17 protein-coding genes are annotated in these 12644 nt (G+C 40.4%); all 17 read left to right on the plus strand.

The window, feature by feature from the left end; translation table 11 throughout:
• Positions 1-115 precede the first annotated feature (115 nt).
• The 17 genes from PHP06_05850 (at position 116) to PHP06_05930 (ending at position 12575) form a co-directional block, all read left to right on the plus strand.
• A complete protein-coding gene (locus PHP06_05850; GenBank protein MDD3840081.1) occupies positions 116-727 on the plus strand; it encodes a hypothetical protein in 612 nt (203 codons plus the stop codon).
• Positions 705-1967, plus strand: a complete 1263-nt coding sequence (locus tag PHP06_05855; protein ID MDD3840082.1) for a hypothetical protein — start codon at positions 705-707, stop codon at positions 1965-1967. Before PHP06_05850 ends, PHP06_05855 begins: the two co-directional genes overlap by 23 nt.
• Complete coding sequence (locus tag PHP06_05860) at positions 1913-3307, plus strand: hypothetical protein (GenBank protein ID MDD3840083.1); 1395 nt, start codon at positions 1913-1915, stop codon at positions 3305-3307. Before PHP06_05855 ends, PHP06_05860 begins: the two co-directional genes overlap by 55 nt.
• Positions 3308-3313: 6 nt before the next feature.
• Positions 3314-3817 carry a hypothetical protein gene (locus PHP06_05865; GenBank protein ID MDD3840084.1) on the plus strand — a complete coding sequence of 168 codons (504 nt, stop codon included), beginning with the start codon at positions 3314-3316 and terminating at the stop codon, positions 3815-3817.
• A 1229-nt stretch (positions 3818-5046) separates the two neighbouring features.
• A complete protein-coding gene (locus PHP06_05870) occupies positions 5047-5391 on the plus strand; it encodes a hypothetical protein (GenBank protein MDD3840085.1) in 345 nt (114 codons plus the stop codon).
• Positions 5388-5645, plus strand: coding sequence for a hypothetical protein (locus PHP06_05875; GenBank protein ID MDD3840086.1), 258 nt, complete (start codon positions 5388-5390; stop codon positions 5643-5645). The genes PHP06_05870 and PHP06_05875 overlap by 4 nt, the downstream gene beginning before the upstream one ends.
• 148 nt (positions 5646-5793) lie before the next feature.
• Positions 5794-5961, plus strand: coding sequence for a hypothetical protein (locus tag PHP06_05880; GenBank protein ID MDD3840087.1), 168 nt, complete (start codon positions 5794-5796; stop codon positions 5959-5961).
• Positions 5961-6107, plus strand: a complete 147-nt coding sequence (locus PHP06_05885) for a hypothetical protein (protein ID MDD3840088.1) — start codon at positions 5961-5963, stop codon at positions 6105-6107. Before PHP06_05880 ends, PHP06_05885 begins: the two co-directional genes overlap by 1 nt.
• Positions 6104-6430 carry a hypothetical protein gene (locus tag PHP06_05890; protein MDD3840089.1) on the plus strand — a complete coding sequence of 109 codons (327 nt, stop codon included), beginning with the start codon at positions 6104-6106 and terminating at the stop codon, positions 6428-6430. Before PHP06_05885 ends, PHP06_05890 begins: the two co-directional genes overlap by 4 nt.
• Positions 6423-6794: a hypothetical protein gene (locus tag PHP06_05895; GenBank protein MDD3840090.1), complete on the plus strand. Its 372-nt coding sequence runs from the start codon at positions 6423-6425 to the stop codon at positions 6792-6794. The genes PHP06_05890 and PHP06_05895 overlap by 8 nt, the downstream gene beginning before the upstream one ends.
• 107 nt (positions 6795-6901) lie before the next feature.
• Positions 6902-7756 carry a hypothetical protein gene (locus tag PHP06_05900; GenBank protein ID MDD3840091.1) on the plus strand — a complete coding sequence of 285 codons (855 nt, stop codon included), beginning with the start codon at positions 6902-6904 and terminating at the stop codon, positions 7754-7756.
• Between the two features lie 134 nt (positions 7757-7890).
• The gene (locus tag PHP06_05905) at positions 7891-8256 is read left to right on the plus strand and encodes a hypothetical protein (protein ID MDD3840092.1); all 366 of its coding nucleotides are present in this window, start codon (positions 7891-7893) and stop codon (positions 8254-8256) included.
• Positions 8253-8822: a DNA cytosine methyltransferase gene (locus PHP06_05910; GenBank protein MDD3840093.1), complete on the plus strand. Its 570-nt coding sequence runs from the start codon at positions 8253-8255 to the stop codon at positions 8820-8822. The genes PHP06_05905 and PHP06_05910 overlap by 4 nt, the downstream gene beginning before the upstream one ends.
• Entirely contained in the window at positions 8819-11041 is a 2223-nt protein-coding gene (locus PHP06_05915; GenBank protein ID MDD3840094.1) for an ATP-binding protein, read from the plus strand. Before PHP06_05910 ends, PHP06_05915 begins: the two co-directional genes overlap by 4 nt.
• On the plus strand, positions 11038-11361 hold the full coding sequence (locus PHP06_05920; GenBank protein ID MDD3840095.1) for a hypothetical protein: 324 nt from the start codon (positions 11038-11040) through the stop codon (positions 11359-11361). The genes PHP06_05915 and PHP06_05920 overlap by 4 nt, the downstream gene beginning before the upstream one ends.
• Entirely contained in the window at positions 11348-11584 is a 237-nt protein-coding gene (locus PHP06_05925) for a hypothetical protein (protein ID MDD3840096.1), read from the plus strand. Before PHP06_05920 ends, PHP06_05925 begins: the two co-directional genes overlap by 14 nt.
• Positions 11585-11657: 73 nt before the next feature.
• Positions 11658-12575 (plus strand): hypothetical protein, encoded by a 918-nt coding sequence (locus tag PHP06_05930; GenBank protein MDD3840097.1) that lies wholly within the window; start codon positions 11658-11660, stop codon positions 12573-12575.
• Positions 12576-12644: the final 69 nt, after the last annotated feature.

Here is a 12644-nt window from a genome sequence, read left to right on the forward strand (position 1 = left end):
TGGCAGCTATATATGATGCTAAGATTGGTTGTAGATCAACAAAATGACCTCAAACAAAATAGCTGAAATCCTCTTTATTTTAATCCTGATAGAGTTTTCAGGGGGATGTATCGGAGTGGCAGCACCCACACAGACACAGTCAACATCAACAACTATAATTCAACACATACCCACCCTCACCTCTCAACCAGTATATACCCAAGTATCTACCCCAGAGCGTACCGTAGTTGAACAGATAGGATTTACACCGAAACTCAGACCATATGACATTGATAAATCTCATGACATCTGGCACGCAAAAGACCCAAGCAGCTACATAACCCCAAACGATCCGTGGGTACAATATTATGCGATAACAGGCGCATCAATTCAGACAATCTACAAAACCGATATCGAGATGTATCCAGACAATCCAGATAAAGATGTATGGCAGAATGCCGCATATACTTTATTTACAGGATTTGGGGACTGTGAGGATTTAGCAATTGTAGAAGCTTCTGTTGATATCGCGAAGGGGAGGAAAGCAGTTGTAGTGGCTGGATATGCTGTCTTACCAGATGGATCAAGGATACGGGATTACTGGGAAGAAATATTTGTTGAAGGGATTAAAGTTATAAAACCAACAAATCCGCTGCTAGAAGCAGAGGAAGGGCTTGTATTAGAGCCGAAATTTATGTTCAGCGATAAAATTTCATGGAGACGGTATGATGAGAATTGGTATATATAAGTTAATATACATGTTATACATGTTCTTGATTTTATTTTCCTCAGAAGCATCTGCAATTATACCATATGCTCCATCAAATCTTTCTAATGTTTCTGGAAATTTCTGGGTAAATTATACTTGGGAACGAGATATCAATGTCAGCATATCTGATATGGTAAAATATGCTAATTATAGTGAGGTATCGACTTCATTAGGTCCCATGAAAGCATTATCAGTAGTATTAAATGAATCTGTAGCTAATATAAGAGTGAACTATGAGTTTAAGGCAGCTATTTTTTACGCGACCGCGCAAACGCGTAAAAACGGTGTAGTTATAGGTCCCGTTCATGGGGATAGTTCTACGAATTGGATACCAGTTGTTGAAGAGTATAATTCTTCATATATTTTTGTCCCTGGAGATACAATAGAAGTTTGGATTGCTCAAGGGGGAGGAAACGGTGTGTATGCGAAAAATCTAACTGTTTCTTTTGATTATATAACTGATAGTTATAATGTTTCAGTTAATGGAAGTTGGATCAATGGCAGTACAAACACATTTAACAATGGTACAGTGGCTCCTCATGGATGGAGGAATATTTCTGTATATGCCTATAACAGTTCAGGTATGGGGAATTTGAGTCAAATTCCAGCATCAATGAATACTAAACTTCCAAACAATGTTCCGATTTTTAATAATTTTTCCATATCAGAATCCCAGATATATCAATATACCGGAAGCAGCATAATCAGCGCCAATATTACTGATATGGATGGCGACAACATCAATGCATCCGTAGGATTGACATTATCTGGGATTGAATTTGAATATGCCATGACAAAAGCTGCTAATACAACTACGTGGTCATATTCTTTCAGTTCTGGCGTGGCAGATTCCTGGATTATTACCAATTTCTATGCCACAGACTACGGCGGGAGAACTAACAGCACAACCTGGAACCAGATCATATCAGTTGTTCCCGCGATGCCAGGAGGATATTCAGGAGGTAGTGGAGGAGCACCATCAGGCACAACAGCCCCAACACCCACAGACGGAACAAATCTAAGCGTCACAACCCCGACCTTGAACCTGCAAACAATGGCACAGGATTCAGCAGGTAAAAACATATTAATTATTGGGTTTTTCGTGGGGGTGATCATGTCAGTCCTTGGAGCAATATATAAAAAAGTCAGCAAAAGCAGTATGTATTGGGGTTTATTGATCGTAATAATAACTTCATATGGTCTTGGATGGATCCAATGAAACCGGGGACAGAAACTTATATTTTTGCAGCAATTATCTTAGTATTCATAATAATAATTATTTTTCCAACTAATGCTAATTCAGCAATCAGCGACTTTGATAAAGGGTTAAAATCACTGCCATCAGATATTAAAAAAATATTTGAATCTCAAACAGTAACCTCTATAACTGGCTCAACATCTGCATACACAATAAAAAGCATCAGCCCAAATATCATAGTATATCAAAACGATACCAACAAACAGATTGTTATCGATTTTATTCGGGGAGCGGTCGGAAGCGGATCCCAGGGGGCACAGGGGATACAAGGAATTCAGGGGACAAACGGAACTAACGGTATTAACGGCACACTGTATAATGTTTTTACTTCTCTCCCCCTCACAAACTCAACCACTGATAACAATATCACAATTTTTGACACTAGAATCGAATACCCTAACAGTTCAGTTCTCACGAAAGAACCGGTAATACCTCTTGCTCTACAAGATAATAAATGGTATCGCGGGGACAAAACCTGGCAAACAATAGTTTTGGGCAATATAAATGGCTGGATATCCTTTTATAGCCAGCTTTATGATATTGACATTCCCAATTTGCAGAACAACGATACCCAGTTCAATCAGAGCATTTTGCAACTACAACAGCAAAATAATAACTACACAGGGACATACCCAATTATAGTGACTGGCGGGGCTACAAGAACGATCAGCATCGATCCACGTTTTGATAATATAAGGATGGATTATATCCAATCAAATGTAACCACGACCACAGGTATTGATCTATTGCTACACCAATTATATCTTTATGCCGAAAATGCGTCAATTAACTTCACTACTTCAGGGATTAAATTACTCCAGGGAACCACAGGTATTGATATTTTTGACAACCTGATAAATATCAATGCAGGAAGCAATGGTAATGTGAATCTGACTGGGATTGTAAATGTTAACGGCACATTGCTTGTAAACTCTAAAAACATTGAGACTGAATTGACAAAAACATCGATCAAATCATTTCAGGCAGATTACACAAATGCATCCCAGATATATTCGGATATTATTTTAATTCCTCAAGATCTCAATCTGACGAATATCAGCACGGTAATTACAAAAACAGAAAACAGCACTGGCTTTATATTAAATTTTTCTCTTGAAAAATACACAAATTATGATACAGGAACCACGCAAATAATAGTATCTGAATCGTTGACCTCATCTACGAATTATATTGATTCTCTGAATTATTCGTTTAACAATAAGGATATTCTTTTATTAAATTATACTACATATCAGAATGTGTCAAAAGCATCTTCTATGTTTAAATTTAAGGTCCGGTGAAGGGAGATGAAAAAAATAAGTGGAATCCTATCCGCACTGATTATTTATATGTTTTTTTCTATCACCGCTTCCGCTTATTTTCTTACAGGTAATGTTACGAACGAAACAGGATCTGCTTTAGAAAATGTGTACATAATCAATGAATGGGAAGGAACTGATAATAATATATATCCTAAAAATGATTATTATCCATTTGATTGTAAATATTATATTAACTATTCATGTGATGTGGCTTCTCAAGAAAATTATACGAAAACGAATTCTAGTGGTTTCTATTCTTTGAACTTGACATCAGGATATCATAATATTTCGATCGGATTTTTTCCGACATATTATACGAATGCATCAAATGTTAATATAGATAGCAATAAAACCTTTAATGTAAATCTCATAAAAAAACCCACAGGAACAATCACGGGATGCGTGTATGTATTCGGTGGGATTAATCCCTGCACCCTCCTGGAAGGTGTGAAGATTATCTCATCAAATCGGATCCGATGGTTTTTCTGAGATGTATTGATACTATTTTCTTGAAATAACGTCCCATATCGCATTTAAAAGGGTATTTTTAGAATCGCTATCAGTAAACATGAACTGCGTATAAGCAAAATTATATACAGTTTTTAAGGGTCACTTTCTTAAGAAATTTATTCAAAAATCAAAACGGAGCGTTATTAGAATGTAATTTTTATTAATATATTAAGCCGTTATAAAAATCTGATTTTTTAAGTGATTATGTCCTTCCTGGCAAGAGCAGCTGTGATCACAAGCTGAACTGAAGGATTTTATTTTCTGTCCATGTCCTTGATCTCCCGGGGAGCTGGCTGCGGGACAGAACCCTCGATGAAAAAGTATATATCCAGAAAAACAAATGATGTATTGCAGAAATTGAAATAAACTAAACAGTATTTCAACTGTTACACAATATGATGAAAAGCCTTAGGCAATAATCGGATTGTGCGGCATTAGAAAACCCCTAAGGGGTTGCCCTGTGAAAGAGGGTGAAAATCCACTAAAACAAGGATCTCTCTTAAGGGCATTACGATACCCATTTGATAAAAAAAGCCTTGAGCTAAAGGGTGTACCCCTGATGATTCCGCGCTCTGTGGTATGCGGATATAATGGTATGCAGGTTTCAAAGGTGGCATCGAGCCTTTGAGTAATAAAATGTCATGCTTGGCAATGATAGGCATAACATTCATAATCCCTTTTTTTGTAATTCTGTCCAAGATTAGTTGGGGATATCGGCAGATCCGCAAAAGTTAGCTGGACAGAATTGTTTTTTATTCTGCACTTTCCAAAGGGCACCAATCTGGAATCATAATATATATTTTTACGTTTTCGACCCATCATTTTTCGGTGCGGGCTTCCACTATATTGTATTTCCCCTCAAAAAATAAGGAAGCCCGCACCGGTGAAGGGGAGCTTCCGATGCTCCGATCGGGATTTGAGCACGTTTTCACGCATCCCGATAATTACCGGTGCGGGGTCCCACGCCGCCAGGCGTTCAGGAACAAACTGAATGAACCTAACGGCATTAGCGTCGAGAGCGCTTGGGATAGCCCCGCAGAATAATAGTACTTAGAGCCATAAATAACTATTCCCAAAACATATTTACAATTGTTCGTATATACACTAATTAATTTTATACATAACATATATATACTGATACAATAAATTAACACATGCCATTTTTCCCGCGAGAGAGGGATGAATGAGAACAGTTCAGGAACAAACATATGAGTGAAAATAGCCAACATAGTCAACCAGCCAATGCTGGTAAAAGTATCGTTGAGAGAATAAAAGCGATTTGGAAAAACCAATACAACATCGAGGAAATGCCGATCCACCAGAATCGTGTGCGGATGGAACTTTCAGAACTCAAGAGATTCTGTAGGTGGGGAGTAGTATTCGGACGTCCGCTTTTTTGTCTGGAGGTTGGTGAAAATGTCTATGACGGGGTTGCATTCCCTGTGAAAACCCCATACAGAAAATGGTTCACGTTCTATGAGGGAATTTGCTATTACGCTGTTGAGGTATTGCCAAAACAGGATGCCCTTGCAGTCCAGGGGGTGGCGGTATGATTCAGGAAATTAGAGGCAAAAAAGTACATTTCAACATCATCTACAAGGATTCAAAAGGAAGATTACATGAATGTCCACAAACAGGCAGAATCCTTTCAAAAAATAAAACCGGGACAGGATTTGTAATAAGAGGGATATCAATTCCTGGACTATACAATCGGCTCAATTCAGACATTATCTTTGAAAAACAACAGGAATTGTTTCCCGTTGAAATAATTGATTGTACTGACCAACCGATGGCGGTGGCAACATGATCCTGGAAGTCCAGTGCCCTCCTGACGGTCCGGCAATAGATTATAATCCTATCACAGGGGAGAAATACTCAAACTGCCATGCCTGCTCCCGCTGCGGCGGGTGTGTGAGGGGATTCCAACCGCTGATAACTTTTAGGAGTGTGATTTCATGAGCCAAAAGAATTCTGTCCACAAGGCGCCAGAGATCACGGCTGCTGGTAAGGACGGAAAAGAAGATCCTGATAGGATATTCAAACCTATGCTCAAAGGAGCCTTCAGCACACGACCTGACCCAGATACAGGCAACTATGATGAGTGGGGCGGAGGTGTATTCTAATGTACCTGAAAACGCCAGGCGAGAGGGTCAAACTGCTCAAAGCAGGATACAAAGGAAATGAGATCGAGAAGCTGTATGTGATGCTCAATTCATATGATATCATCAAAAATACCTGGATTCCGATATTGCCGGAGGTAGAGGTATGAAATTATCTGCAAAATGCCATCCTGATTATTTTGCAATGCTTGATATCAAGACAGTGGAGTTCAGGCAGTTTGAAAGTATTGTATTGGAAAATACAGAGACAGGAGAGATTAGGGAGTTTCTAATTAAGGATGTCAGAAAAATATATCCTGGCACTGAGGAAACAATAAAAACGAAATATCCTAAAGTACCCTGGGACCCTGACCTTCCTGTTTTTGCTATAGATTTAGGGGATGAATTAGACCGAAATGATATCCCGGTCCCGCAGAAGGTGTATGCTACAGAAGAAGCTAAAGAGGCTTGGCATGGTGGGGTAGGTGAATGAAATGGAAACAGAAACAGTAAGAGGTATGTTTGCTGATTTTTTGAGAGATACGGGGATGGAGAAAATGTTGCGGCTGGATTGTTGTGTCACTGTAGACCAGGATGCCACCTTGAAGTATGAGAGAATTGATAAATACAAAGTTCTTCTTCTGAAATATGAAGAACTGAACTGCCTGATGGTATTTTGCGCGAGGCATGATATCAATGTGTGGTTCGGTATGGATAAACTCTGTATCGGGTTCAACTATACTGGAAATATGCGATTATCCGCGTATTCTGTCCCGCTGCGTGAGCTAGTTCCGGAGACGTTGGAGGACAGAATAGAGCCGGATCATCATCTTGACGTACATGGGGGGGTGGATTAAATTGAAAATATATCTCAGGTATAAATGCACTAAATGCGGGATTTTGTTGAGCAAAACACATCCAGATACACTTTGCAAGTCCTGCCGAGATGAGCAGGAGGCACTAGATGAAGAGGCACGGCTCGCCGTCGGGGGTGCGTAGTATGGCTAAGAAAAAGCAAGATATGACTTGCCGTGCCACAGAAGAAAGAATGGCTAATCTCGATAAGGCGATATGCAATCTTGACCAAGATGAGAATGGCATCTGTTCTCATTTATGGGGGGAATCTTGTGGTGTGCCGTGCTGTAAGGGATGTAGAAACCCTAACTGCAATTCACGCTGTAAAAATTCTGTCCAGCCAGGTAATAGCAGCTGTGATCAGCGCCAGGACAGAAGTGACGCCCATAAAATAATCGTCATAGATGGACTGCGAGTTATTCAGTTGATGGATTCTGAATATGGTATTGAGCATATGACCTGGGAGCGAGCCTGCGCAGAAATAAGAAAAAGATTCAGACAAAAGACATCAAGAAGTATCAAGAATGGGACGGAATATGAGTCCACCCGATGGTATCAAATGCTGCCTGGCGGCGGAATGAAGTCCACAGGGAGTGCAGAAGAGCCGGATTATAAGAAATTCTATTCCCCTGAGCCTGAACCCAGATATAGATTCCCGGTATGGATTTCAGAACATTGTTTGCATACTGACGAACATATTATAGTCGATGAAAAAGATTACAGGGATAATGAAAAACTGTTTAAAGATTGCCTTGTGTTCGAACTAGATGACAATCTGAATTACCTGCATCCGCTATACAAAAATCCTAACAAGAATCTTTCTGTCCGGGTCCCACTTTCTGCAGGACATACCGGCATGGACAGAAAGGAAACAAGATGTGATGATAAGACAGCAAATGCGGATCCAGAGGATTTTGACGATCCTGAATTTCCAGGAGAAGAGGATTCTGAGGAGGATTTATGAGCGGACGTTCTGATTACTGGCTGAAGCCGCTGATTATTCCGGTTACAACGAATTCATTGACAGCCATGGCAGTTCATGGTGCCCTTTGCCTGGCGCTGCGTCATCCACAGTTCAAAGGACAGAGTAGGCAATTGGTGGTTGAATTCACACAATCCCTGGGAGAATGGTTGGTACACTCCGGTGCCCTGACTCCTGAGCAACTTGTAGCAGCGCAGCAGCTCGAGGTTGAAGCGGGGAGTGAGGACTTACATCCGTTATACAAAAGTCTTAACAAAGATCTTTCTGTCCGGGTCCCGAAAGCGGCAGAATCTTCTGGAGTGGACAGAATTTTGGCGCGGCGGGAAGCTGATATCTCGATTGCAAGGAAAAGATCTGTAGATTGGGATAAAGAGCATTCAAAGTGCTGGAATGATGGAGATTGTGAAAGTTGCGAACATAATGATAATTGTCCTGTTCCCGCAGAAATGATGGCAACTGTTATGGGTGAGGATAGAATATGAAAGCACTTGATGTTTTCTGTGGCATGGGCGGCTGGTCTGAAGGATTTAGCAAAGCTGGATTTGAGGTTAGGGGTATTGACATCGTAAATGTAGGCTATCCGTTCGACCTGATACTGGAGGATATCAGAATGTTGAACGGAAAAAACTATACAGGATATGATATAATTGTTGGAAGTCCTCCGTGCAGAGATTTTACAAAGCTCGCTCGCGGGATAGGTAAATATACCTGGAAAGTGAAGCCTGATATTGACGCCTCATTGGAACTGGTTCGTCATTATTTGAAATTTATTATCGATGCAAAACCTATATTCTGGCTCCTGGAAAACAATCCGTTCCTGGCTAGATATATAGGAGAACCTGTTGTAATTGCCCGGCTTGCACCCACAATGGTGAGAGCATTTTGGGGCAGTTATCCGGACTTTCTTATTCCGATGCAGAATAGCAGGCTACAAACAGAGAAAGTAACTGGAAAATTGCGATCATATAAACGGGCGAAAATTCCGATCTGCGTATCACAGGCTCTGGCTGATGCCGTAAAGTTTGAACTATCGGAGAACCACTCTTGAACTCCTCAGATATTATTATTTCCCTGCTCGGAGACAGCGGGAAAAAGCAGTGGCTTAGATCTGATATTCTTGATATACTCAGTGAGGCACTAAAAATAGACAAAGGAGAAGCGAACGGAAGGTTAACCCCATTTATTTCCAGAACAAGTTTCCTGGAAAAAATAAGTGATACCCCAGTTAAATTCAAATTTTCAACTACAGGGGAAGCACGTTACGCGTCAATACAAACTGAAAAACGGGGCAATGAAACATTTCGAACAGATGTTGGTGAGTTCATCAAGATATATTACTGGAATGCTTTTTGTGACTGTGTGATGAACCAGACAGAGATACTTGAGATAAATTATAACGATTTGGTGAAAGGTTTAAAACATATAGCAGAAGGGCTTGCCGGGAATGATCCAGATGAGTATGTTCAAAAACTGAACAAAGCACTACATGATATTGACGTTCCGACCACTGAGGAGTTCAGACCTATTGTGAGTATATTCAATTTCGGGGATACGTTGAAGGTTGAGGAGGTGCGAACAAAACATATCGGGAAATTTGTCGAAGTAGAGGGGAGGATCGTAGATACTATGATTCCGAGAATGAAGATCACGCTTGGGGCGTTCCGGTGCCAGAGGTGCGATCACATCACATATATTCAACAAGAAGATCGGAAATATACAGAACCGTTCGAATGCGATAATAGTGTATGTGGAAGAAAAGGACCATTCAAACTTCTTGATCATCCTGAAAGTGAACAGGTTGATTACCAGGAGATGCTAATTGAATCTCTTAGCGGTGGGCAGGTAGTGGTTTCAGTATCCGCATATGGAACATTGTGCCGTCCTCCCTGGGAGAGGGATGCAAAAGTAGTGAGGATATGCGGAATTGTGCGAAAAGCACAGCTTGCTACAAAAACAGGAAAGACGAATTTGTTTGAATGGGTTATTGATGCATCGAGTATCAAATTTTCAGATGATAGCAATACAGAGCCGCCAACAGCGGACGAAATAAAGAAATTCGAAGACTGGGCAAAACAGCCGCATGAACTCAGGAAAATGTTATTAGAGTCCATCGCCCCGAACATTGAAGGGGCGACAGAGATCAAAGATGCATGCAGTCTTTCATTGTTTTCTGACTGGAACTGGGGATCGGACCCGGATTTGGTGATGGAACGGAGCAGTATTCATGTTCTGCTTTTTGGTGATCCTGGTGTTGCGAAATCCCAGATCATCAAAGATATTGTTTACCTTGCCCCAAAAGGGAAGTTCGGGCAGGTCACGAATATGACCCGCGGCGGGTTGAGTACCGTGGCTGTGATGGAGAACGGAGCATGGCATGTCAAGTCTGGATTTTTCAGCCAGGGAGATCAGGGTGTGGTTGCACTGGATGAAATAGATAAAGTCCATGATCCGCAGGATCTCAACTGTCTGGTATCTGTTTTGAATGAACAGATCCAGCATGTGAGCAAAGCAGGACAGAATGATTTGAAGTTCAATACCAGGACTGCGGTATTGGGTGCTGCAAATCCGGTAAAGGGCGGGTATCTGAAAACTGGGGAGATCATGACACAACTTGAAAGTACGATCCCAAGCTACATTTACCAGCGGTTTGATGTTATTTTTGTAATTAAGGATGTCCCAAATAAAGAGAAAGACAGTATAGTTGCAGACAATATAAATAAGATGCATAATGATCCGACGCAAAGCCGAAAAGCTATTCCGCGGACGATATCTCCTGATATGTTCAGGAAGTATGTGATTTATGCCCGGACAAAATCAGTTCCTGAATTTGAACCGAGTGCACAGAAACTAATCAAAGACTATTATCTCACAATCAGAGGGATATCTGGAGACTACCCTATAATTAGCGCAAGGCAGGTCAGTAACATAAACAGACTCTCGAAAGCTATCGCCAGAAGGGAAATGGCTCGAAAAGTCACTGAGGAGCATGTCAAATATGCTATCGGAATCATGAAAGCAAGCCTTTCAACACTAAGCGATGATCAGGATTACGGAATCTATAGTTCCGGGCGGACAAAGAGCCAGGTTGAGAAGATCACTATGATAAAGAATGCCATCAAGGAGATCTGCAAGAAAGAACTGTCTGCAAGCACCAATGACATTGCCTTTGTTTCAGGGCTTGATGTTATGCAGATCGAACATACATTGATGATGCTAGAAAGAAGCAGGGAGATTTTTAAGGCGAAAGGCGGATTCAGGCTGGTGTGAAATTGACCGTTACTATAGATGTCTGTGATCATCCTTTGTTCAGGCGTCTTGCAAAGGAAAGAATACGAAGTAGTTCAGGGACATTTTACGAGATGGATAACGTGGATGACGATGACGTAAAAACGTATACGGATGACATAACAAAAGCCAAAAGATTATCAGACGGCAGTTATAAACACACTACAAACTTTTGTTATTGTGTTGGGGGTAGCTACTTTGAAAAATATGACGATGCTATTGTACATTCAATGATGCTTCTAATTTTGACTTGTGGATTCAGAAAATGGAAAGATGCAGGTGGACTGAATGCAAGAAGATGAAAATACGAGAATACAACAAATTCCCGAAGGATTTATGCTTAAATCATCAGATTTTCATATAATTGAGCAGTATAGAGCAATATGTGGCAATGAAGGGGAGACTAATCTTGAAAAGTGTGGAATTTTCCATGATAGAAGAAGAGTTGAACAAATCCTTAATAAGATTTATGAACGCCCTATATTATGGGGGCAAGACCCACATAATCGTTTCATGGACGCATGATGCCAGCATTACGAAGTCAACGTCCTCGGATTGAAATCCGAGGCATGGGTGAACATATCGAGAGGACGCATAAATGAACAAGAAAATATTGTTAATAGACATTGACTCAAAGATGCCTAATCTGGCTTTGATGAAAATCTCAGCCCACCACAAAGCATTGGGGGATGATGTTAGTTTCAATAATACTGATGTACCTGATATTGTTTATGCTTCGATTGTTTTCTCAAAAAACAAGTTGCTCGCAAACGGTTTAAAGTTCTTTTATCCGAGTTCTGAAATTGTTATCGGTGGATCAGGATACAATCTTAATTCGCGTTTACCAGATGAGATAGAATCTCTAAAACCCGACTATGATCTATATCCTGAGATTGATTACAGTCTTGGATATACTACGAGGGGTTGTAATAGATCATGTGGGTTCTGCATAGTTCCTCAAAAAGAGGGTAGATTCACACATTGGCATAACCCAGAGAGATTTTATGACGAAAGATTTGATAAAATCGTGTTCTTAGATAATAATATTCTGCTTGATAAATCCAGATTTATAGAAGTGTGCGATTTTTGTATTGATAGATCGCTGAAAGTCTGGTTTACCCAGGGGCTTGATATAAGATTGTTAGATGATAAAATAGCAACCAAATTAAACGAACTGGATACCCTCAAAGGATATCATTTTGCCTTTGATGATTCTAAACTTGAACCAATCATTAGATCAAAATGCGAGATGTTAAAAAATCATGGAATAGATATCAGGCGTTTGGTACAATTTTATGTTTATCTTGATTCAATAGACCAATATGATGATGCAGTTAATAGATGCAGAATTTTAAAAGAGCTAAACACCAATCCTTTTGTTATGTTCAATATAAATAATAAACCCAGTAAAAAAGTAAATGCTCTCAGACGATGGGCGAACCGTAAATGGGTGTTCTGGTCGTGTGATTTTGCTGACTACACTCGTAAATTTGATGGAGTTAAACTACATGCGTAAAAACGAGTATCGCCCGAAAGTCAACGTCCCCGCTCTGAAGAGCGAGGCATGGGTTAGCGTATCGAGTGA

Source organism: Clostridia bacterium (assembly GCA_028698525.1).
GTDB lineage: Bacteria > Bacillota > Clostridia > JAQVDB01 > JAQVDB01 > JAQVDB01.